Genomic DNA, 22,735 nt, shown 5'->3' with positions numbered 1-22,735 from the left:
ACGATTTTTTTTTAGAATGTTGAAATTACAAAAACCAACCTTTTACCATTTCAACTTCAGGTCTCATATCATTTTTATGATTGAAATCATTTTTAGCTGGATTATAAACGTAATCTTCTTGCCAAGTTGTAAAATTTTCCGCTAAATCAATAATTCCATCACAAACCAATTGAATTTCTTCTGAAGTTGTTGTTGGGTGAATCGACATACGAATCCAACCTGGTTTGTTGGTTAAATCACCTTCATTAATACTGCAAGTGATTGAATTTGAAGTTTCTTGGTTTACATTTAACAAATAATGTCCGTACGTTCCCGCGCAACTGCATCCACCACGAACTTGAATTCCGAATTTATCATTCAATAATTTCACTCCTAAATTAAAGTGTAAATCTGTAATGTAAAACGAAATCACTCCTAATCTATTGGTATGTTGTTCTGCTAAAATATTGATGTTTTCAATTGGCGCTAATCTTTCAAAAATATAATCTACCAATTCATGTTCTCGATCTAAAATATTCTTCACGCCCATTTTTTCCTTCAATTGAACAGAAAGTGCTGCTTTGATAACTTGTAAGAAACCTGGCGTTCCACCATCTTCTCTATCTTCAATATTGTCTATATATTGGTGTTCTCCCCAAGGATTTGTCCAGCTTACTGTTCCACCACCTGGACAATCAGGAACATTATTTTTATATAATTCTTTATTAAAAACCATCACGCCACAAGTTCCAGGTCCACCTAAAAATTTATGTGGCGAAAAGAAAATCGCATCTAAATAAGCGTCTTTATCTTCGGGATGCATGTCAATTTCTACATATGGACCAGAACATGCAAAATCTACAAAACAAACCCCGTTATTTTGGTGCATAATTTTGGCAACTTCATGGTAAGGAGTTCTGATTCCTGTAACATTAGAACAAGAAGTAATAGAAGCAATTTTAAAACTTCTATCTTTATATTTATTGACTAATTCTGTAAATTGATCTAAACAAAACAAACCTTCTTCATTAGCTGGTATTACTTCAACATCTGCAATGGTTTCCAACCAAGACGTTTGGTTTGAATGGTGTTCCATGTGTGAAATAAAAACAATGGGCTTAATTTCTTTAGGAATAGTTGTGTATTCTTTTAAGTTTTCTGCAATACGTAAACCTAAAATACGTTGTAGCTTATTTACTACGCCTGTCATCCCCGTTCCATCTGTAATTAGAACGTCGTTATCATTGGCATTTACGTGATGTTTTATAATATGACGCGCTTCGTGATAAGCCATAGTCATTGCCGTACCAGTAATAGAAGTTTCTGTATGTGTATTGGCAACAAAAGGTCCAAAAGAATTCATTAATTTTTCTTCAATTGGACGATATAACCTTCCACTTGCAGTCCAATCGGTATATACAATTTTTTGTTCCCCAAAAGGTGATACAAAAGTTTGATTGATACCAATAATATCTTTTCTAAATTGTTGAAAATAAGTTTCTAATTCTGTTTTTACCAATGTTGCGTTCATTACTTCTAAATTTGCTTTCAAAATTACGTCTTTTTTTATTCAGTAAAAAAAAATCCTTTTAAATTATCTTAAATAAAAGAATGACAATAGGTTATGTCAATTTCATTTTAATATATTTGTGCAATAATTTATGTTAAAAAAAAATATTTAAAAACTATAATTTCGAATTTTAAAAATGATTTCCCTTAATTTCAAAGCTTCATACTTCTTATTCTCATTAAATGCTGAAAGTATATACTATTTTTTATTATACTTTTTTATTCCTTTAATTGTACTTTTTGTTGTTTTAATTGTTTTAACATTACTATACACAAGATATGCTGTTGACAAAAATGATGATTTTAAAAAAGACATTGAAAATGAAACCAATACATTTTTAACCGAGCTAATATTTTCAGATTTTACAGCTCCTGAAATGAAAAGTAAAATCAAAGAATTTAAATTGAAACATAAATTAAACAAAAATTCTAAAAAGTACATTTTAAATAAAATCATTCATATTAAAGAGAATTTAAATGAAACCAACGAACATACTATGTTATTAATTTACAAGTATTTCGGTTTTGATGAAATTTCAAATAAATTAATTCGCAATAGAAAATGGTATTCCAAATCGGAAGCCTTTCATCATTATCAAAATATTGGATATAAAATAAAAACTGGACATGTAAAACAATTTCTAAACAGTAAAAACAAAGCTTTACGTTCCAATGCTATCATTGCTTTAATTTCATTATCTGATGAAAAATTTGATGTTTTAGACAACTACAAATACACTATTTCTAAATCTGATGAAGTTAAAATTTTAGATATTATTTATAGAAAAAAATCAAATATTCCAAAGAACATTAAAAACTGGTTAAACAGTAAAAATGATTCAATTGTAATTATTGCTATAAAATTAATTGTCCGATTTAGACACAAACAAAACATTTCTCTAGAGCAAATTTCCTACTTACTAAATTTAGAAAATCCATCTGTTAGAAAAGAAGTTATTCTAGCTATTAGAGAGCTAGTTATGTTTGAAGCGAATGACATTTTAATGCAACATTTCACCAAAGAAACGAACATCAGAAACAAAATTTCTATTGTAAAAACTTTGAATATTATCGGTACGTCGGAAAATATTGCCTTTATGTCGGGATTATTAAATGAAGACGAAAATTTAGATTTAGATTTGAAACTTGAAATTGTGAATTTTATCAATAAAACGAATCTTTCATTTTTCAAAAATTTCAAATTTAACAACGAAGAAAAAAATACCGAGTTACAAAAAATGATTGCACACTCAAATTGCCCCTATTTAAATTGACAACCTTAGAAAGTATCGTTAAAGGCTCCGAATTATTTTTTGGATGCTATTCCATTTTTTATATTCTTGTATATATAATATTGGCTATTTCGTCTTTTAACGAAATAAAAAAATATTATATCGGTAAGTATTTCCTCAAAAAAGATGTGATCATAAAATCAAATAATGCGATTGGAGTATCTATAGTTGCACCAGCTTTTAATGAAGGTATGACCATCATTTCGAATGTAAAATCATTACTTTCTCAAGAATATCCAAAGTTTGAAGTGGTTATCGTTAATGACGGAAGTACTGATGACACCTTAGAAAAATTAATTTCCGAATTTGAACTTGTAAAAGTTGATTTCTTCTATATCGAAAAAATCAAAACCGAACCTGTAAGAGGCCATTATCGCTCTACAAATCCGATTTACAACAAACTTTTAATTGTTGATAAAGAAAATGGAAAAAGTAAAGCAGATGCTTCCAATGCAGGAATCAATTCTACAAAATATTCCCTTTTTATTTGTACAGATGTCGATTGTATTTTGCGACGTGATACAACAGCAATGCTTGTAAAACCCTTTTTGGAAAGCGATAAAAAAGTAATCGCGGCTGGTGCGGCATTACGAATTTCAAATTCATGTACTTTTAAAGAAGGCATGTTATACAAATCCCATTATCCTAATACTTTTTTCGCTGGATTTCAAGAGTTAGAATACATTCGTTCGTTTATATTCGGAAGAATGGCTTGGAGTAAACTTAATGGTTTACTTTTAGTTTCTGGTGGCCTTGGAATTTTCGATAAAGATACGGTGATTGCTGTTGGTGGATATTGGAATAAATCGCTTGGTGAAGATATAGAACTGATTACCCGAATGCGAAAATACATGCACGAACAGAAAAAAGAATTCGAAATAAAATACATTCCAGAATCGTTATGTTGGACAGAAGTTCCCGACGATAAAGAAGTATTTTTACGTCAACGTGTACGCTGGGCTAGAGGTTTAATTCAAACTTTATTTTTACACAGAAAACTATTTTTCAATCCGAAATACAAAAACACAGGAATGATTGTGTTTCCTTATTATGTATTTTGCGAATTTATTGTTCCGGTTTTAGAAGTTATTGGGTTGGTTTTTATATTATTAAACATTTTCTTCTTCGGAATAAACGTTCCGTTTTTAGTGATTATTAGCATTTCTGTTTATTGTTTTTACATACTCATTACACTAAGTTCTATTTTCTTAGATCAAATGATTCACAAACAATATTCGAGTTTAAAAGAAGTAGGCCGACTAATTATTATGGTTTTCATCGAACCATTTGTATATCATCCATTAAACGTGTATGCTTCATTAAAAGGTTATGCACATTTCTTACTTAAAAAAGAGAAAAAATGGGGAGAAATGTCTCGTAAAGGATTTAAAACTGCAAACTAATGACTACTAAATTTAAAATACTATACCTTTTTATATGTTTTTGCAGCACTGCTTTTGCTCAAAAATTAAATACTGATAGTTTATTGGTGGTGACAAACAACATCCTTAATTCTGATACAAAAGACTATTTTAAAGCTAAAAAAATCGCCCATCAATGTTTGAAAGTGGCTCCAGATTATTTAGACTTTCACATGGCGTTAGGAAGAATTCATAAAAATGAAAAAAGCATTGACAGTGCGAGATATTATTTTCAACACGTTATTGATGCCAATCCTAAATACAAAGAAGCATTTGTGTTTTTAAGTAAAACCGAATTAGAAGCAAAAAACAAGGAAGCTGCATTAACAGCAATCAACAAAGGAATTGTGATTCATCCAGAAGAAAAAGAATTTTATTTGGTAAAACTTCAAATTATTAACAGTGAAGAAAATCCAAAAAAAAGCTTAGAATATTTAGAATTTTTAAGCGAGAAATATCCTGAAGATATTGAAATTCAAAACCAACTTCGTGAAGTAAAAAGCAATCTAAAATCCAACAGAATTGGAACTGGCTACAGCTTTACTCATTTTAGTCGAGACAATTACGGTCCTTGGCATTTGAGTAATGTGAATTACATGAAACAATTTGAAAAGTTCTCACTTGGCGGAAGAATTAGTTATATTGATAGAAGAATAAACGGCGCTAGCTCAAATTCTGGGTATTTTTATGAACTAGAATCGTATTTTAAAACGTCAAAAAAGAGCTATTCGTTTGCAAATGTTGGTTTTAGTGAAGGAAAAGTTTTTCCCGAATTCCGATTTTTATATTCTTATTACTTGACTTTAGGAAAAGGTTTTGAAACAGAAATTGGTTACCGATTCAATCAACAAGAAGACATAAAATTAAGCACCGGAATTGTCGCATTTGGTAAATATTTCAAAAATAATTGGATCAATTTCAGAACCTCTTTTCTAGTAAGCGAACCGAAATTATATCCTTCGTTTACTTCAAATTTCAGACATTATTACAACACCAAATACGATTATTTTTCTTTCACAGCAGGTTATGGAACTTCACCAGATGAAAGACAAACATTAACACAATTTCAAGACCGAATTGCTCTAACTTCCTACCGATTTGGTGCAGGTTTTAGTAAACTTTTGGCAAAAAAATACATAATTGGATTTAATACAAGTTTTAATAATCAAGAATACTATCCAGAAAAATTTCAAAATGAATCTAATTTTTCAATAGATTTAACATACTTATTCTAAAAAACACCTCCTATGGCTAATAAAATATTAATTATTGAAGACGATAAAATCATCAAAAATATTATCGAATTTTTATTAAAAAAAGAAGGCTATCAAATCGAATTTGCGGAAGACGGCTTAATTGGTTTGGAAAAAATTAATTCTTTTTTACCTGATTTAATTATCACAGATATTATGTTACCTTACAAATCTGGTTTAGAAATTACTTCGTATTCAAAAGCAAATTTCCCTAATGTTCCAGTTATCATTATTTCCTCTTTAGGTAAAGAAGATTTAACTGTTATTGAAGCGTTTAAATTAGGTGCAGATGATTTAATTGCAAAACCTTTTAACCCAATAGAATTAGTACTTAGAGTGAAACGCTTTTTTTTAAAAAATTCTTAAAACTATACTAATCTTTAAAATAGTTAAATATTTATAAGTACTTTTGATAGACAATTTTACAACCATGTCTATTCAATTTTTACATAAATTTACCACCAATTTACCTTCAGATGCTATTGAAGAGAATTACACACGTCAAGTTCCAAAAGCTGCTTTTTCGTATGTAAAACCTCGAATTCCGAGTCATCCAAAGCTGATTCATATTTCAAAAGAAGTACAAAATTTAATTGGTTTTTCGGATGATTTTGTACAATCTGAAACCTTTTTACAATTAGTTTCTGGTGCAGCAATTGTTTCCAATTCGAAACCTTTTGCCATGAATTATGCAGGACATCAATTTGGTAATTGGGCTGGACAACTAGGCGACGGAAGAGCCATTGTTATAGGAGAAATTGAACACAATAAGCAAACATTTACCTTACAATTAAAAGGTGCTGGAGCTACACCCTATTCTCGTCGTGCTGATGGTTTAGCTGTTTTACGTTCTTCTATACGTGAACATTTATGTAGTGAAGCGATGTTTAATTTAGGCGTTCCCACTACTCGATCTTTATCTTTAGTTTCTACTGGTGACGAAGTATTACGAGATGTGATGTACAACGGAAATCCAGCCATGGAAAAAGGTGCGATTGTGTGCCGAATAGCGCCAAGTTTTATTCGTTTTGGAAGTTTCGAATTGTTCTCATCTCAAAACGATATCGAAAATTTAAAACTATTAGCCGATTATACGATTTCGAATTATTATACCGAAATTCAAGTTGAAGGAAAAGAAAAATATATCGAATTCTTCAAAAATGTAGCCGAAAACACAAGAGAAATGATTGTACATTGGCAACGTGTAGGCTTTGTTCACGGTGTAATGAATACTGATAACATGAGCATTCACGGCATCACAATTGATTACGGACCTTACGGCTGGCTAGAAGATTACAATCCGAATTGGACACCAAACACTACCGATGCTGAAGGCAAAAGATACCGTTTTGGCAACCAAGCGAATATTGCCTTGTGGAATTTATACCAATTGGCGAATGCTTTATATCCATTAGTGGAAGAAGCGGAACCTTTAGAAACGATTCTGAATAATTTCGCTAAAAAATATGACGAAGATTTATCGGAAATGATGCTAAAAAAACTCGGAATTACTTCAAAAAAGGAAGAAAACGACAAGTTAATTCAACAATTACTATACAATTTAGAACAAACGGAAACCGATTACACGATATTTTTCAGAAACTTAAATCAAATCAATAAAACCGATTCGGTTGAAGAATGTGTTTCTAAAATCAGTTTTGCCTTTTATAAACCAGAAGAAGTTACCAGAATCATTTTAGAAACTTGGCATTTTTGGTTCGCACAATATTTGTCGATTTTAAAAGAAGAATCGAATTCCGATTCAGAACGTAAAACACAATTAAATGCAGTCAATCCGAAATACGTTTTACGAAATTATATGGCACAAACAGCCATTGAATTAGCCGAAAAAGAAGACTATTCTTTAATTGAAGAATTGTATACTTTACTGTTACATCCGTACGACGAACAACCCGAAATGGAAAAATGGTTCGCCAAAAGACCTGATTGGGCGCGACAAAAAATTGGTAGCTCGATGTTAAGTTGTAGTTCTTAAATAAGACGTTTTAGTTTATTTAGAAAGTTAGACAACACAGATTTAAGAAATTATAATAATTAATAAAATTTCTCAAATCTGTGTTTAAAAATATTTGAAAATTAGAATTGTTAGAAAATAGAAAGTATGATTAAAAACGATTTTAAAACTATAGACGAATACATTGCAGCGCAACCCAAAGAAATTGCTGTGCTGTTAGAAAAAGTTAGAGCAACCATAAAAAAAGTAGCACCAGAAGCTACTGAAGCCATCAGTTATGCTATTCCAACCTTTAAATTATATGGTAATTTGGTGCATTTTGCCAATTTTAAAAATCATATTGGATTTTATCCTGGTGCTTCTGGTATAGAAAACTTTCAAGACGAATTAAATGATTATACATTTTCAAAAGGCACCATTCAGTTTCAATTTTCAGAACCTATTCCTTACGATTTAATTGAAAAAATCACTAAATTTAGAGTCGAAGAAAACGTAAAACTATCTATTATAAAAAATAAGAAAAAATGATTACTGTAAACACAACTATCAAAAACAAAACAACAGAAGAAGTTTGGGACTATTTCACTAACCCAAAACACGTAATGAATTGGAATTATGCTGGAGACGATTGGCATTGTCCGAAAGCAGAAAACGATTTAGAAGTTGGGAAATCTTTCACTTATACTATGGCAGCTAAAAATGGCGAAATGAGCTTCGATTTTACTGGAATTTATACAGAAATTGAACCTTTATCTAAAATAAGTTACGTTTTAGCTGACGATAGAAAAATTCACATCACTTTTCAGGAAACAGAAGAAGGTATTGAAATTATTGAAAAATTTGATCCAGAAACAGAGAATTCAGAAGAATTACAACAAACAGGCTGGCAAATGATTTTGAATAATTTTAAAAAATATATTGAGTCAAATTAATATGACAACACTAAAATTCACAGTAGATATCAACGCACCTGCTAGTAAAGTTTGGCGTGTTTTGTGGGACGATGCCACATACAGAAAATGGACAACTGCTTTTTGTGAAGGTTCTTATGCGGTAAGCAATTGGAACGAAGGAGATGCTGTACATTTTTTAGCTCCAAATGGCGATGGAATGTATAGTGTAATTGAAAAGAAAATCGCCAATCAACTGATGTCATTTCGACATATTGGAAACATTAAAGAATATAAAGAAATGCCTTTGGACGAAGAAACCCGATTATGGTGTAATTCGAAAGAAACATACGAATTAAGCGAAGAAAACAACCAAACTCAACTAACTGTCAGCATTGATGCGTTAGAAACTTATGTTGGTTTTTTCAATGAAAGCATGCCAAAAGCCATTGAATTGATTAAAAATTTAAGCGAAAATTAAACAAAAAAAAGCCCGATTCAACATCGGGCTTTTTCTTTAATAAATGTAATATATTTAATAAATCACTTTAAAAGTCTTTTCTTTATTTAAATTGGTTTTAATCGTAATAAGTAAAATCTGATTTTGAACATTTAAGTTACTCACTATAAACTGATTTTCATTAATATCTTTTTTAGAATATATTAATTGCCCTTGAACATTATAGATAAAAATATCATTTAACAATTCATTTGGAGATAAAGCTGTAATTACTTTATTGTTTGAATACACTTGCACATTTTCAAAATTAAAAGTATCATTACTTAGTGTTGAATTTTCATAAACAATTTCAAATCTATCATTAAATGTTCCTTCATTTGAGTTAAAGTTATAAGGACTTAACTTAATATCATGAACTACATTGTTTAATTTATCTTTTAAATAAATTTCTTGATTCGCAAAAATTCCTTCAAAAGAATCAAATGAAATAGAATAATTTCCTGCAGTATTAATTTTTAATCCTAATGGTACAATATCTTCAGCAACAAAAGGTATGGAACGACCTTGAATAATTAAATCAGAAGTATCCAAAACAGAATATAAATAAGTTTGAGAATTATCTAATGCTTTTGCATCTATTCCAGTATCAATTCCGTTTGTAGATTCATTTGAATAACCAACTAATATTTGATTATAAGCATTTTGACTATCATTTAAATTCAATCTAAAAATATGCTTTTCAATTTCATTAGAACTATTTACTACATTATTTTGTTTAAAAAACTGAGTAGAATTAACTGCTTTAACTCTTTGTTTATTACTAAAATTAGCTGTTGTTGCAACTGACGAATTTACATAAAAACCTTGTGCAGTTTGAATATAAGCATTAGGTACAGCACCACCAGAAGCAGCAGCTACACCACCTAATCTATTTCTGTAAGAATAATTATTTTGAGGATACAAACCACCAACTGCCGCTACATTATGATTCCAAAAATAAACCGTGCTAATAGTTGGATTTTCTTCAAAAAAAGTATCCACAGAGATAGGTGAAGCGTACGGATTTCCAACTAAATTATAACCTATACCAATGTTTTGAGTATAACCTCCATTATTTGGATTACCTGTAAATGAGCTTAAAAATGAAGTTAATGTTGTAGGCCAATCATTTGCTGCACGAATCAAATATCCTTTACTTGGAACAAAATTAGTTAACGGATTTATTGCTTGAAATGCTGTTGCAGTATTTGTTCCTGTAAACAAATATTGATAAAAACGATTATCCAAAGTGGATGGTGAAAACGCTTTTAACTGTTGACCAGTAACCGGAGAAGACCAAGCGGTATAATCTAACCGGACCATTGGGGCTGAGTTTCTTTTGACTATTATATCACCAAAATTACTTGAAATTGAATTAATTTGGACTAAAGCCGCATTATTGTTTATAGTTAAATTAGAACCTGGAGCAACACTAATATCATTTTTAACAGTTAATGTATTTCCTGAATTTACAGTAACAATTGCATTATTCAAAACATTGACACTGCATGCTTCAATATCTGAAGTAGCGTTGTAGTTCCCTGTAAAGTTAGCTTCATAAATTTTGTTAGGCACTCCATTTGACCAAGCTGATCCATTCCAATTTGTAGTTAAAGCACCACAACAAGCATAAGTAAAATTAACTACTAATTTTGAAGCTTTTGTAGCACCACCTTCATAAGCATCAGCTACTCTTTTTGCTGCAGTGTTTGTTAAACTAGCTCCAGTTCCAGTAATCATTATACCCACAGCATTATTTTCTTCCCAATCGTTATTATCCACTACTTTTTGAAGTAATGTCCTTAATTCTGGACTTCTTTGATTAACTCCTGCTTCATCTATAGTATTCCATGCTGGTGGAACCCAATTGATTTTATCTGGAAAATAATCTCGTCCGGAAAGTCCATACAATACACTTTCTACGTAAGGTTCGGCATCTTGACTATTTTCTATTTGAAAATTTAAACTTGCTGCTGCTGTATTAACTTCATCAGCAGTAAACTGAATATAAGCACTATTAATTACTGCACCTTGTGGGATTCTTATACTTGAAAAACGTAATCCTACTTTCTGATAATTAACAGATGGTGTAACATCATAAACCATTTCAATGTCAGAACTATTTGTATAAAATTCACCAGTTGAACCATGTTCTTCTACATCATCATCTCCAACAACAATTGGAAAAGATAAAGTTTGAGTTGAAAATCCTACAAAAAAGTTTTTAACAACTGAATCCGTTTGACCATCAATTCCTGTAGCAACCATAACTAATTGATGTGAACCAAAAGTATAGTTTTGAGTTAATTCAAATGGAGCTGTTGTATCTGTACCAATTAATACATTATCTAAATAAAAGCCAACACTAGTTATCGTACTACCGTTATTTGCAAAAGTAATTCCATTCGTAATATTATTACCAGATTCATAACAAGTAAAAGTACTGATAGTGCTTAATTCAATTTGAGGAGCTGGAGTAACAACAGCTTTATTTATTACAATTACCGATCCATTTGAAGGATTCCATACATTTAAATTTGCTGGTAAAGTAAATGGGTCTGTATTTGAAACTACACCAACTGTTGCAATATCTGCTGCAACAGAACCCACATTAATTGTACGTATCTCTATCTTATTTTGATCTACAAAAATTAATTTAAATTCATTAAAAGAACCAGAATTTCTTGTCCAAGTTCTATTATCATCTGCAGGACGTAATGGAGCTCCCCAACAACCTTCTCCAACAAACACAGTTCCGTTTACATCATCTCTTACAAAACCATCCACATTTCCTGGAGCTGTACTTGGTCTTAAAGGCCATGTTGACTTCACACAATGTGAATCACAATCTATAACTAATTTGACATTATTATCATAAAAAGATTGCGCCCATGCCGTTTGCAAATCTAAATTATCTGCTTTTGCAGATTGATGTGGTCTAAAAGGTGTATGAAATTGAGCACCTTTCCATATAGCACCCGTATTGGCAGCAAAATCATTGTACAACCAAACTGATTGAGCTGAAGTTGCAGAAACAGCAATTTCAGAGTTTAAGGTATAAGCTCTATATAAATTATTACCAAAAGTTAAAGCATAGTATTCTACTAGAGGTATATCAAATAAGCTATTTATTGTATTAGCAGCCTCATGATTTCCTCTTGCTGGAACAATCGGAAACATTCTTCCATCTGTAGCTCTAGTTAATTGCCAATCATCAAACCATTCAATCCATTGTGTATTGTTATCAACATCAATCATATCACCTCCAAAAAAAACAGCATGTGGTTTTAATTTAGAAACTAAAGTATTTGCATTTTGACGTGGCGATCTATTGTTTCTTGAATCACCACCAGCAATAAATGACAAACGACTTAAATCATTAGGGCAGGTTTTAAACCACATTCTAATACTAGTTCCAGCATCATCTTTAATTACAAAATAATAAGCTGTATTTGGAGTTAAACCAGTAATTCTAGCAAAATGATTATTCATCCCTCTATACGCAACTACTCTATCAGCTGTTTTAGAGTTTGGATAAGACGCCCATGTTGTACCAAAATCTGTTGTTCCATATCTAACAACTGGATTATTGCTTGATACTTGATTCCATGCAATTGTAATAGTTGTACTTGGATCCGAAGTTAAAATTAATCTATATTTGTCTGTATTAGAAAAGACAAATAAAGAACCTAATAAATACAAAAAAGTAAATATTTTTTTCATGATAATACAATATATAAGTTGGTTGTTTGTTTATCAGACAAAACTAAAATTTTGTGTCAAGTTATTAACAATTAACATATTAATATAAAGTTAATAAATGTTAAAATAAATATTCACAACGTTACAAGTCAAATTAAAATATAAAAACTGTATCAAATTATAAGTATAAGACTTGTTAACTTATTATTAATTTTAATCATATATTTTTTAAAGTTGAAAAAAAAATCAATATTTGAAAAAAAAAAACATGACTCAAAAAAATGCATACTTCTTAAAAATAATAATAATTCTTACTTTTTTATCTAGAGCTTACCAACATATTGTATTAGATGTTTCTTACAGGACAATTATTTGGAGTGAAGGCTATTCAAGAAATTTTATTGAAAATACCTGCAAAATTAAATGGGAAGATTTTGTTTCTCCTATGTATGATTATAAAATTCAGTTTTTTATACGAACCATTGGAGTGTTTTTTATTATAGCATCAATTTGTGTATATTTTATCAATAAAAACAACTATAACAAACTAAAATATCCAATCATTTTTATTTCATTTTGGCAATTTATTATGTTTTTTGTGTTAACTAAAGAGGCTTTTTATCAATTAGGTATGTTTTTTGAACACGCCATTCAAATAGGAATATCTATTTTATTGCTTTATTATTATTCAAAATATTATAACGAAAGTAGATTTTATTTCTTTTCAAAATTCATAATCGCTTCAACATTTTTCTGTCATGGTTTATATGCTTTCGGATATTACGCTGTACCTGGTCGATTTGTAGATATGACTTTAAATATTATTAAAACTTTTGATGAAACTGATGCTAGAATTTATCTTAAAGTTTTTGGCTTTATAGACTTTTTGGTATTACCGTTTATATTTATAAAAAGCACCTTAAAACCGGTTTTATATTATTGTATAATTTGGGGATTATTAACTGCTTTTGCTCGAATTATTGCTAGTTGGAATTATGACTTTTTATACGATGTTTTAAAAACATTCACCCATGAAACCATAGTAAGATTATGTCATGGACTTTTCCCTTTATTTCTGTTAATAGCAATTAATTATAAGAAAGAAACTAAAAAACATTTTAAAACTATTTCTTAGAAGGCACTAATTTGTAGAATTAGTTGGTTTAAAAATAAAAAACCGCAAATTCAAGGTGTAATAATCTTTGAATCTGCGGTTTTAATTTATACTTTCGTTTTACTCATTTGAAGTTCCAATAGCCTCAATTTCTGTTAAAGGATTTACATATTCTCTTTTCCATTTCTTCTCTAAAAAATTATATAAAAAATAACAGGAAGCAGCACCAACAGGAATACCTAATAAATTGATCCCTACACCTTCAAAGTCTAGTCCTAAAATGAAAATCTCATTTAAAACTGCTAAAATAAAACCAACTATCAATTGACTTCCATAATATGTTGCTAATCCTAAAACAGCAAATCCCCATTTACTTTTATTAAATTCGATTGCTAATTGGTAAAAATATTTTCCAACCCAATAAATTAATATAATTCCAAACATATTTTATTCTTTTAAATCACCAATATCTTCTATCTCTTCTAAGTTGGCGAATCGTTCTTCATTTCCAAATTTTTTAATCAAATAAGCTCTATACAAAATTGACGTAATTAGACACAAAATAAAAATTGTTAGAGAAAAAATCACATTATTCTCAAATAAATCTTCAGAAAAATACTTAAAAACATAACCTACAATGTTTACTAGTATAAAATAAAAAACTAAAAAACGTATTACATTTCCAATATATCTGAAATCATAAAAATAGGAAATCTTATAAATATAAAAAGCAAAAACTAAAAAAATAACAATTAGACTTGATAATAACTCCATTATTCTTTTCTATATTTTTTAGTTTCTTCAAAAACATGCTCTAAAATTTTAGCATCTTCTTCAGAGAACTCTACATTTCTTCTTGCCATTACAATTTTAGCCGTATCAAAAGCTTTTTTAGTTAAATACGTTGTAAATCCGCTTGCACCGCCCCAACTGAAGCTAGGCACAAAATTTCTTGGAAATCCTGCTCCAAAAATATTCGTACTTACACCAACAACTGTTCCAGTATTAAACATCGTGTTGATACCACATTTACTATGATCACCCATCATTAATCCGCAAAATTGTAAGCCTGTTTTAGCGAAATTTTCCGTTTCGTAGCTCCATAATTTTACTTCTTCGTAGTTGTTTTTTAGGTTACTATTGTTACTATCGGCTCCAATATTACACCATTCTCCTAAAACGGCATTACCTAAAAACCCATCATGACCTTTATTAGAATACGCGAATAAAACCGAATTATTCACTTCACCACCAATTACAGAATGTGGTCCAACCGTAGTAGCGCCATATACTTTAGTTGCTAGTTTCACCCTACCCGATTCGCACAAAGCAAAAGGTCCGCGAATCACAGACCCTTCCATAATTTCAGCATTTTTACCGATATAAATAGGTCCTGTTGATGCGTTTAAAGTCACGAATTCTAATTTCGCACCTTCTTCTATAAAAATATGTTCTGGTGACAATACGTTGACCGATTTAGGAATCGGTTGTGAATATCTATCTTCTGTTAGCAATTCGAAATCTTCACGAATGGCTACGTCATTTTTTTGGAAAATATCCCAAGTGTTTTCTATTTTAATGCATTCGTTGGTGAATTCTATCACTTCAAAAGAATCAAAATCGACTTCTTCTCCTTCTTTAGCATAAAACGCTACCACTTCTTCGTCTTGAAAAATAGCTTGATTTAACTCTAAATTCTTTACCATTTCTACCAAAATATCATTGGGTAAAAAAGAAGCACTAATCATCACGTTGTTTTCCATTTCTACCATTGGCCATTTGTCTGACAAATATTCTTCGGTAATGGTAGTAGTTGTATAACCTAAATATTTTTCCCATTTTTCACGAATGGTTAAAATCCCTACACGAATATCGGCAACAGGTCTGGTGAAAGTAAATGGCAATAAAGCGTTACGATGTGGGCCATCAAATAAAATATAATTCATATTGTGATTTTTTATAATTTGTAGGGACAAGTCGCGACTTGTCTCTAATTATCGTATTTTGTCCTTACTATTTGGTGATTCCAAAATTAAAGAAATAAAAATAATATATATAAAAAAACCCCGAATAAATTCGAGGTTTTGTATGATAGATAAATTTGATATTATTTTTTATCGAATTTAGCGTATTTAGTTTTGAATTTATCAATACGACCTGCAGTATCAATAAGTTTAGATTTACCTGTGTAAAAAGGGTGAGACGTTCTAGAAATCTCCATTTTGAAAACTGGATACTCAACACCTTCGTGAGTGATAGTTTCTTTAGTTTCAACAGTTGATTTTGTGATGAATACGTCATCGTTAGACATGTCTTTAAAAGCGACTAATCTGTAATTTTCTGGGTGAATTCCTTTTCTCATTTTGTAAATCTTTAAATGTATGATTATAATTTGTTTCGCGGCTTTTTACTAAAAAGGTGTAAACGCCTTATAACCTTTTGTTAATTTTGTTTTTATTTCAGGGTGCAAATATAAGTATATATATTAAACCTACAAACTTTTTTGGAAAAGAAAATGTAATATTATTTTTTGCACGCAAAGACGCAGAGCCGCTAAGTTTAACCTTAATTTTATCGGTTGATATTAGCAGTGTGTAAAAACAGTAAAAATAAAAACACACTAATTGATAAAAAATCAACCCAAATTTGCTCTGTGCCTCTGCGTTTTTGCATGAAAAAGAATAAAACTTTGCGCCTTTGTGTCTTCGTGGCAAAATGAACCTTTGCGTCTTCATGGCAAGCTATTGCTCCTTATATAAAAAATACGTAATTTTGCATCCGATTTGCGTGAGGGATAGTAGTGGAAATCCTTTTTTATAGTAGTGTATAGCACTTCGACTCCGCTCAGTGTGACAATTGAGCAAGAATAAAAAAGATTGTAACGGATAGCCCGACCTGAAAGGGCACGCCCACACTTCGACTCCGCTCAGTGTGACAAATAAAGAAATGATTATGTCTGATAGAAAAAAAGTAGCTTTTTATACACTAGGTTGTAAACTGAATTTTTCGGAAACTTCTACGATTGCCAGAAACTTCAATGACGAAGGTTTTGATAGAGTAGATTTTGAAGAAGTAGCCGATATATATGTGATTAACACGTGTTCGGTAACGGAAAATGCCGATAGACAGTTTAAACAAGTGGTGAAAAAAGCCATGAAACTAAACGACAAAGCTTTTGTAGCAGCCGTAGGTTGTTATGCCCAACTGAAACCCGAAGAATTAGCCGCAGTGGATGGTGTAGATTTGGTTTTAGGTGCAACAGAAAAATTTAAAATTACCGATTACATCAACGACCTATCTAAAAACGATATGGGCGAAGTACACAGTTGTGAAATTGAAGAAGCCGATTTTTATGTCGGAAGTTATTCTATTGGCGACAGAACGCGTGCTTTCCTAAAAGTGCAAGATGGTTGCGATTATAAATGTACCTATTGTACGATTCCGTTAGCGCGTGGAATTTCAAGAAGTGATGCGTTGGAAAATGTGTTGAAAAACGCCAAAGAAATTTCAGAGCAAAACATCAAAGAAATTGTATTAACCGGTGTAAACATTGGCGATTACGGTAAAGGAGAATTTGGAAACAAAAAACACGAACATACTTTCTTAGAATTAGTACAAGAATTAGACAAAGTTGAGGGTATTGAAAGACTAAGAATTTCAAGCATTGAGCCTAATTTACTAAAAAACGAAACGATAGAATTCGTAAGCAAAAGCAGAACGTTCGTACCGCATTTTCATATTCCCTTACAAAGTGGAAGCAATGAAATTTTAGGAAAAATGAAGCGCCGTTACCAACGTGAAATTTATACGGAACGCGTAAATAAAATTAAAGAAGTAATGCCACACGCTTGTATTGGTGTGGATGTCATTGTTGGATTTCCTGGTGAAACCGACGAACACTTTTTAGATACTTACAATTATTTAAATGAAATGAACATCTCGTATCTGCACGTGTTTACCTATAGTGAACGCGACAATACGGAAGCCGCAAATATGCCAGGCGCTGTGCCAGCAAACGTAAGAAGTAAACGCAGTAAAATGTTACGCGGACTTTCAGTTAAAAAACGCAGAGCGTATTACGAAAGTCAAATTGGTACAACAAGAACGGTTTTGTTTGAAAACGAAAACAAAGAAGGTTACATTACCGGTTTTACTGAAAATTATGTAAAAGTAAAAACACCTTGGAACCCAGAATTAGCCAACACATTACACGAAATCACCCTAACAAAAATTGACGATGACGGTTTGGTAAGAATGGATTTTGTTAACGTACAAGCATAATTTGTTTCAAATAGTAAAATTTAATTGTCAATAATTAAAAAAAACTAGTATATTTCAAAACGGTTAAAACCTTATGAATTGAAAGTTGAAAAATTGTTTAAGTAAGACAGTAACAATGAAAAATAGTACTACATCATCAGATATAAAAACTCTTGTAGAAGTAACAAAAGTTGACAGCAGCATAAAAAAAGCGGAATTATTACCACATCCAGATTCTAGATTAGATTCTTTCTTAATGAAAATTCATCCCATTAGCGATGAAGGTGTTCCTTACAGAGATCTAACTAATTTGGAAACCAAAAAAGAAAGTTTAGGTCAATTAATTGAAAAACTAAACGTTACAAAAAGCATAAGATACCAAAGAACGGTTGAAGATACCTATTGCAACGTATACTCTTATGATTATTGTTATTTCGCTAAAGTCTATTTACCCACTATTTGGTGGACAGATGAAGCTTTACAAAGAGTATTAAACGGTGAAGAAGTAGAACCTGTTTTCGGTGAAACGGTAGATAACATTTACTCGAGTGCGATTCACGATTGGTTTGGAGTTTGGGGCGCTAGTTTTGGTTGGAAAAAAATGACCGATTTAGACGAAATTCAACATAAAGTCAACACAGAAGGTGGTATTGGTATCATTTGCGCCAAAAGAAAAATAGTAGGTTTATCAGGACATATTGTACCAATTGTCCCAGAAACAAAAACCAAAAAAGCATTCCGAGAAAATGGTGTAGTTAAATACCCATTACAATCTCAAGCCGGTAAAATAAATTATAATTATTTTGCTAGAGCGAGAAAAGATTGGTGGAATCATGAACGTTATTCGTCTCATGTGTTTTACTATCACGAATAAAAAACGTCAATTCGAGTGTTCCGATGAAGCATGAATCGGAATGTATCGAGAATCGTTTTAATGAAATTTTACTTGTTCTCGAAACAAGTTTCTGACAAAAAAATAGCAGCAAAAACAAATTACATCCAACGGATAAAAAATAATATATCAAACTTAAAAGAACAAACGTATAAATGAAAGACAATCAGACAACAAAGTATTATTGGGGAATTGGATTAGAAAACGAAACCTATATTCAATTTGAAGATCCTCTAACGGTGTCTGGTGCATTTATACATGAAAAAGTAGGTCGTGAAAGATATAGTTTAGATTACACTACCTATTACAAGCCAGGAAGTTTGTCATTAGCTTTAAAAACGGGTTTCGAAGAAAACAAAAACTATTTTATAAGTAGAATGATCAACAGTCATTCTTTAGAAAAATTAGATTTAAAATACAATCATAAAACAATAGCCAAAAAAATCGAAACAGAAGCGCCAGACAACGGAAGCATCAGTATCGAAACTATTGAAAATCCAGATTATTTAGGTAAAAGTATCTTAGAAAACTTTTTAGAAAAACAACCGTTCAACATTAGTAGCATGATTACTACTAAAACAAATCCAATGGGATCGGTTTGTTTTGATGGTGATTCTATTGAATTTGTCACTAAATATTTCGAAAACAGAACTATAGAAGAATCTTGCAATGAATTAATTACGACAAAAAATTTATTTGTTGACAAAATTAACGAATCGGGAGTCCTAGAAGAAAAGCTTCATTTTCCTGCCTACAACAGCGGACTAAACATGTTCATGTCGAACCAAGAAAACATTGTTTTGTTCAATAATGGAACATATCATTTTCACCTTACCTTACCTACTCTAACGCAAAACAGCCGAATTGTAGATTACGATGCCTTCGAAAATACGCACGCGAATGCCATGTATTTATTACAATGGTTTCAGCCGCTTTTTATTGCAACACTAGGAAGTCCGGACATTATGGGCGTGATTAGTGAAAAGTTCAATTTAGATAAAAACTATGCTTTAGGTTCTATGCGAAATGCCATGTCGCGCTATATTGGCGTAGGTACGTATAATAAAGTGATGCCGAAAGGTAAAATACTAACCTATAAAGTAGAGGATTTTAGAAAACTCCTAAAGTTCACAAAAGAAGAAAACATTTGGTGGAGAGATCAAATTGAAAACGACATGGAATATAATTTACTTTCTGATGTAGGTTTAGATTTCAATCAGGAAAAAATGTACCAAAGCGGCTTCGAATTTAGAAGTTTTGATGAGTTTCCTATCTCCTATTTACAAGATGTACTTTATGCGATACTATTAATTTGCGAACATTCTTTAAACGTAACCGATGTAGCTTGGGGACACGACAGTAAGGTTTGGAACAACATCATTTTTAAATCGTTAAAACACGGTTATACAACCGAAATGAATGCTGAAGAAAAAGCAGAAGTTTTAGAGGAATTACAACTAACTAATTTTAAATCAGAATTTGATACTATAGTTTTATTAGAAGAATTTTTCTTTAAAATATTAGAAGTGTTACACGATAAATACAAAGACGATAACATTTGCATCAACGCCATGAGCAACCAAAAAAGAGACCGTTTTACAAGATGGGATAACTTTAACAAATTCCAAATTGAACAACATAAGAAACAAATTGAAAGGGTAGGTTTAGAAGCTAAAATTTTAAGCTAAAAATAAACTTGTTGATAAGTTAACTACATAAAGACTGCTTTGGCGGTCTTTTTTTGTGGGGTTTTTATATATTTACGGAATAATGAATTTTATAGAAATTTATTTTAAAATGAAAAAATATCTAGAATTTGAACTTATACAATAGATGCAACTTTTCAAATTAAGTTAACAAATAAGAAAAACAGAAATAAAACAAGAATAAATGGACAATCAACTTCAATCAATATCAAAAATATTTACAGAAAAAATATTCCGTATTCCTGATTATCAAAGAGGATATGCTTGGACTGAAAAACAACTGAAAGACTTTTGGTCTGATATTATGCTTTTAGAAGAGGATAAAAATCATTATGTTGGTGTTTTGACTTTAGAAGGTGTTCCCAAAAAAACATATGAAAATTGGGCAGATGACAATTGGATTATAAAATCAAAGAACTTTGAACCTTATTATGTTGTAGATGGACAGCAAAGACTAACAACTACAATTATTTTGATTCAATCATTAACTGAAGTAATTTCAAAAGATGAAGTTCTAAATTACACAACTGTTGAAGAAATAAAAAAAAGATTTATTTTTGATTCAAAGGATAATGGTATTTCTAGATCATATATTTTTGGATATGAAAAAGACAATCCGTCATACGAATTCTTAAAAACTAAAATTTTTAATGAAACTTCAACTAGCGGATATAAGAATGAAATAACTATCTACACACATAATTTAGAAAATGCAAAAGAGTTTTTTGTAAATAAACTAAAGGAGCTTACTAAAGAGGAACGTGAAGTAATTTTTACAAAAGTAACACAAAACCTATTATTTAATATCTATACAATTTCAAGTGATATTGATGTTTTTATTGCATTTGAAACAATGAATAATAGAGGAAAACCGTTATCAAATTTAGAACTTTTAAAGAACAGACTAATTTACTTATCTACCAAATTTAATGCTGATGATTCCGAAAGAAATAAATTAAGAAAGATAATAAATGATGGATGGAGAGGTATTTATCATTATTTAGGTTTAAATAAAAATAAACCTTTAAATGATGATTTCTTTTTAAATAATCATTGTTCAATTTATTTCGGACACGAAATATTTCCTTACGATGAAATTCAAGCAAATAGATTAAGAAGACCTAGTCATCACTTAAGAGACAATTTAGAAGATTTTTTATTAGAAAGTAAGTTTACATTAAAAAACATAATCACAGAAAATAATCTGACAATAAATTCAATTAAAAAGTATGTTGAAAGTTTACAAAATTCAGTTGTTAATTGGTTTTATTTTTTCAACCCAACGCTTTCAAATGATTATACAGATAATGAAAAAGTTCTATTAGACAGTCTAAATAGAATTGGCCTTTCTAATTTCTCAGCATTAATTTTAGCGATCTACTTAAAGAAGCCTAAGGCTGATTTAAAAATTAAACTTTTAGAAAAATTAGAAAAATTAGCCTTTTTATATTTACTTATATCATACAGATATTACGTGAATTATATAGATTTTTCTATGGTAGCAATTAAAATTCAAAAAGGTGATATGTCACTAAACGATTTAATCAAAGATTTAGATTTAAAAATAAAAGAAATCATAGAAAAACCTGATTTTATTGACCGTTTAGTTGATAATTTTAAAAGTGATGGATTTTATGGTTGGAACGGAATAAGGTATTTTCTTTACGAGTATGAATTAAGCATAAAAGGGACATCTAAAACTAAGAAAAATAAAATAGATTGGTTTGAATACAGAAATGAAAAAGATGATTTTATTACAATTGAACATATTTACCCACAGACACCCAGAACGGATTGTTGGACAAAAAACTTTAATTCATATACATTAAGAGAACGTAAAACATTGAATAATTCATTGGGTAACTTATTGCCGTTATCTAAACCTAAAAATTCAAGTTTACAGAACAAGTGCTTTATAGATAAAATTGATAATGGTGAAAATTATGTTGGTTATAAATATGGTTCTTATTCTGAAAATGAAATTTCAGGTTTAACTGATTGGACACCTCAAAACATTTTAGACAGAGGTATAAAACTTTTGAAATTTATGGAAAAAAGATGGGAACTAAATTTTGTTTCTGATTACAAGAGAAAAGAAATTTTAAACTTAACATTTGTAAAAGAAACAACTCCTGATAAAATTTTTGTAAAAAAAGAAAAGAAAAAATAAACCCCCACGCTAG

The 22,735-nt window shown here is 30.4% G+C and carries 19 protein-coding genes; 13 read left to right on the top strand and 6 right to left on the bottom strand.

The features are described from left to right. Positions 1-25: 25 nt before the first annotated feature. Positions 26-1,510, bottom strand: coding sequence for an aminotransferase class V-fold PLP-dependent enzyme (locus tag G6N05_RS07380; RefSeq protein ID WP_166126829.1), 1,485 nt, complete (start codon positions 1,508-1,510; stop codon positions 26-28). Between the two features lie 175 nt (positions 1,511-1,685). Here G6N05_RS07380 and G6N05_RS07375 point away from each other — a divergent pair, with 175 nt between their 5' ends. The 8 genes from G6N05_RS07375 (at position 1,686) to G6N05_RS07340 (ending at position 8,860) form a co-directional block, all read left to right on the top strand. After that, a complete protein-coding gene (locus G6N05_RS07375) occupies positions 1,686-2,822 on the top strand; it encodes a HEAT repeat domain-containing protein (protein WP_166126185.1) in 1,137 nt (378 codons plus the stop codon). 146 nt (positions 2,823-2,968) lie between these two features. Beyond that, positions 2,969-4,243: a glycosyltransferase family 2 protein gene (locus tag G6N05_RS07370; protein WP_317167478.1), complete on the top strand. Its 1,275-nt coding sequence runs from the start codon at positions 2,969-2,971 to the stop codon at positions 4,241-4,243. Beyond that, positions 4,243-5,496, top strand: coding sequence for a YaiO family outer membrane beta-barrel protein (locus tag G6N05_RS07365; RefSeq protein ID WP_166126181.1), 1,254 nt, complete (start codon positions 4,243-4,245; stop codon positions 5,494-5,496). Before G6N05_RS07370 ends, G6N05_RS07365 begins: the two co-directional genes overlap by 1 nt. Positions 5,497-5,508: 12 nt before the next feature. After that, positions 5,509-5,880, top strand: coding sequence for a response regulator transcription factor (locus G6N05_RS07360; RefSeq protein ID WP_166126179.1), 372 nt, complete (start codon positions 5,509-5,511; stop codon positions 5,878-5,880). A 64-nt stretch (positions 5,881-5,944) separates the two neighbouring features. Further along, on the top strand, positions 5,945-7,510 hold the full coding sequence (locus G6N05_RS07355) for a protein adenylyltransferase SelO (RefSeq protein ID WP_166126177.1): 1,566 nt from the start codon (positions 5,945-5,947) through the stop codon (positions 7,508-7,510). Between the two features lie 126 nt (positions 7,511-7,636). Further along, on the top strand, positions 7,637-8,017 hold the full coding sequence (locus tag G6N05_RS07350; protein WP_166126175.1) for an iron chaperone: 381 nt from the start codon (positions 7,637-7,639) through the stop codon (positions 8,015-8,017). Beyond that, complete coding sequence (locus G6N05_RS07345; RefSeq protein ID WP_166126173.1) at positions 8,014-8,421, top strand: SRPBCC domain-containing protein; 408 nt, start codon at positions 8,014-8,016, stop codon at positions 8,419-8,421. Before G6N05_RS07350 ends, G6N05_RS07345 begins: the two co-directional genes overlap by 4 nt. Position 8,422: 1 nt before the next feature. Continuing rightward, a complete protein-coding gene (locus G6N05_RS07340) occupies positions 8,423-8,860 on the top strand; it encodes an SRPBCC family protein (RefSeq protein ID WP_166126171.1) in 438 nt (145 codons plus the stop codon). Between the two features lie 54 nt (positions 8,861-8,914). On the opposite strand, the gene G6N05_RS07335 is transcribed toward G6N05_RS07340, so the two are convergent. Continuing rightward, complete coding sequence (locus tag G6N05_RS07335; RefSeq protein ID WP_166126169.1) at positions 8,915-12,601, bottom strand: fibronectin type III domain-containing protein; 3,687 nt, start codon at positions 12,599-12,601, stop codon at positions 8,915-8,917. A gap of 247 nt (positions 12,602-12,848) precedes the next feature. Between G6N05_RS07335 and G6N05_RS07330 the strand changes: the two genes are divergently transcribed. After that, on the top strand, positions 12,849-13,715 hold the full coding sequence (locus G6N05_RS07330; RefSeq protein WP_166126167.1) for a hypothetical protein: 867 nt from the start codon (positions 12,849-12,851) through the stop codon (positions 13,713-13,715). Positions 13,716-13,814: 99 nt separating this feature from the next. Here the strand turns inward: G6N05_RS07330 and G6N05_RS07325 are convergent, their stop codons facing one another. The 4 genes from G6N05_RS07325 to G6N05_RS07310 all read right to left on the bottom strand — a co-directional run bounded on the left by G6N05_RS07325 (position 13,815) and on the right by G6N05_RS07310 (position 16,056). Further along, positions 13,815-14,138, bottom strand: a complete 324-nt coding sequence (locus G6N05_RS07325) for a hypothetical protein (protein WP_166126164.1) — start codon at positions 14,136-14,138, stop codon at positions 13,815-13,817. A gap of 3 nt (positions 14,139-14,141) precedes the next feature. After that, complete coding sequence (locus tag G6N05_RS07320; protein WP_166126162.1) at positions 14,142-14,468, bottom strand: hypothetical protein; 327 nt, start codon at positions 14,466-14,468, stop codon at positions 14,142-14,144. Then, a complete protein-coding gene (locus G6N05_RS07315) occupies positions 14,468-15,640 on the bottom strand; it encodes a GlmU family protein (RefSeq protein ID WP_166126160.1) in 1,173 nt (390 codons plus the stop codon). The genes G6N05_RS07320 and G6N05_RS07315 overlap by 1 nt, the downstream gene beginning before the upstream one ends. Positions 15,641-15,801: 161 nt before the next feature. Continuing rightward, a complete protein-coding gene (locus G6N05_RS07310; protein ID WP_091311849.1) occupies positions 15,802-16,056 on the bottom strand; it encodes a type B 50S ribosomal protein L31 in 255 nt (84 codons plus the stop codon). Positions 16,057-16,646: 590 nt separating this feature from the next. Here G6N05_RS07310 and mtaB point away from each other — a divergent pair. The 4 genes from mtaB to G6N05_RS07290 all read left to right on the top strand — a co-directional run bounded on the left by mtaB (position 16,647) and on the right by G6N05_RS07290 (position 22,722). Continuing rightward, the gene (gene mtaB, locus G6N05_RS07305) at positions 16,647-17,975 is read left to right on the top strand and encodes a tRNA (N(6)-L-threonylcarbamoyladenosine(37)-C(2))-methylthiotransferase MtaB (protein WP_166126158.1); all 1,329 of its coding nucleotides are present in this window, start codon (positions 16,647-16,649) and stop codon (positions 17,973-17,975) included. A 115-nt stretch (positions 17,976-18,090) separates the two neighbouring features. Continuing rightward, positions 18,091-18,828: a hypothetical protein gene (locus G6N05_RS07300; protein ID WP_166126156.1), complete on the top strand. Its 738-nt coding sequence runs from the start codon at positions 18,091-18,093 to the stop codon at positions 18,826-18,828. Between the two features lie 173 nt (positions 18,829-19,001). Next, positions 19,002-20,534: a hypothetical protein gene (locus G6N05_RS07295; RefSeq protein ID WP_166126154.1), complete on the top strand. Its 1,533-nt coding sequence runs from the start codon at positions 19,002-19,004 to the stop codon at positions 20,532-20,534. A gap of 202 nt (positions 20,535-20,736) precedes the next feature. Beyond that, positions 20,737-22,722: a DUF262 domain-containing protein gene (locus G6N05_RS07290; RefSeq protein ID WP_166126152.1), complete on the top strand. Its 1,986-nt coding sequence runs from the start codon at positions 20,737-20,739 to the stop codon at positions 22,720-22,722. The last annotated feature ends 13 nt before the right edge of the window (positions 22,723-22,735 follow it).

The organism is Flavobacterium bernardetii, from assembly GCF_011305415.1.
Classification (GTDB): Bacteria; Bacteroidota; Bacteroidia; order Flavobacteriales; family Flavobacteriaceae; genus Flavobacterium; species Flavobacterium bernardetii.
This window is presented reverse-complemented; position numbering and strand designations above follow the sequence as displayed.

Bases quoted from the DNA above. Each gene is read 5' to 3' on its own strand.
- G6N05_RS07380 (WP_166126829.1), bottom strand. From the start codon at position 1,510: ATGAACGCAACATTGGTAAAAACAGAATTAGAAACTTATTTTCAACAA.
- G6N05_RS07375 (WP_166126185.1), top strand. From the start codon at position 1,686: ATGATTTCCCTTAATTTCAAAGCTTCATACTTCTTATTCTCATTAAAT.
- G6N05_RS07365 (WP_166126181.1), top strand. From the start codon at position 4,243: ATGACTACTAAATTTAAAATACTATACCTTTTTATATGTTTTTGCAGC.
- G6N05_RS07360 (WP_166126179.1), top strand. From the start codon at position 5,509: ATGGCTAATAAAATATTAATTATTGAAGACGATAAAATCATCAAAAAT.
- G6N05_RS07355 (WP_166126177.1), top strand. From the start codon at position 5,945: ATGTCTATTCAATTTTTACATAAATTTACCACCAATTTACCTTCAGAT.
- G6N05_RS07350 (WP_166126175.1), top strand. From the start codon at position 7,637: ATGATTAAAAACGATTTTAAAACTATAGACGAATACATTGCAGCGCAA.
- G6N05_RS07345 (WP_166126173.1), top strand. From the start codon at position 8,014: ATGATTACTGTAAACACAACTATCAAAAACAAAACAACAGAAGAAGTT.
- G6N05_RS07340 (WP_166126171.1), top strand. From the start codon at position 8,423: ATGACAACACTAAAATTCACAGTAGATATCAACGCACCTGCTAGTAAA.
- G6N05_RS07335 (WP_166126169.1), bottom strand. From the start codon at position 12,601: ATGAAAAAAATATTTACTTTTTTGTATTTATTAGGTTCTTTATTTGTC.
- G6N05_RS07330 (WP_166126167.1), top strand. From the start codon at position 12,849: ATGACTCAAAAAAATGCATACTTCTTAAAAATAATAATAATTCTTACT.
- G6N05_RS07325 (WP_166126164.1), bottom strand. From the start codon at position 14,138: ATGTTTGGAATTATATTAATTTATTGGGTTGGAAAATATTTTTACCAA.
- G6N05_RS07320 (WP_166126162.1), bottom strand. From the start codon at position 14,468: ATGGAGTTATTATCAAGTCTAATTGTTATTTTTTTAGTTTTTGCTTTT.
- G6N05_RS07315 (WP_166126160.1), bottom strand. From the start codon at position 15,640: ATGAATTATATTTTATTTGATGGCCCACATCGTAACGCTTTATTGCCA.
- G6N05_RS07310 (WP_091311849.1), bottom strand. From the start codon at position 16,056: ATGAGAAAAGGAATTCACCCAGAAAATTACAGATTAGTCGCTTTTAAA.
- mtaB (WP_166126158.1), top strand. From the start codon at position 16,647: ATGTCTGATAGAAAAAAAGTAGCTTTTTATACACTAGGTTGTAAACTG.
- G6N05_RS07300 (WP_166126156.1), top strand. From the start codon at position 18,091: ATGAAAAATAGTACTACATCATCAGATATAAAAACTCTTGTAGAAGTA.
- G6N05_RS07295 (WP_166126154.1), top strand. From the start codon at position 19,002: ATGAAAGACAATCAGACAACAAAGTATTATTGGGGAATTGGATTAGAA.
- G6N05_RS07290 (WP_166126152.1), top strand. From the start codon at position 20,737: ATGGACAATCAACTTCAATCAATATCAAAAATATTTACAGAAAAAATA.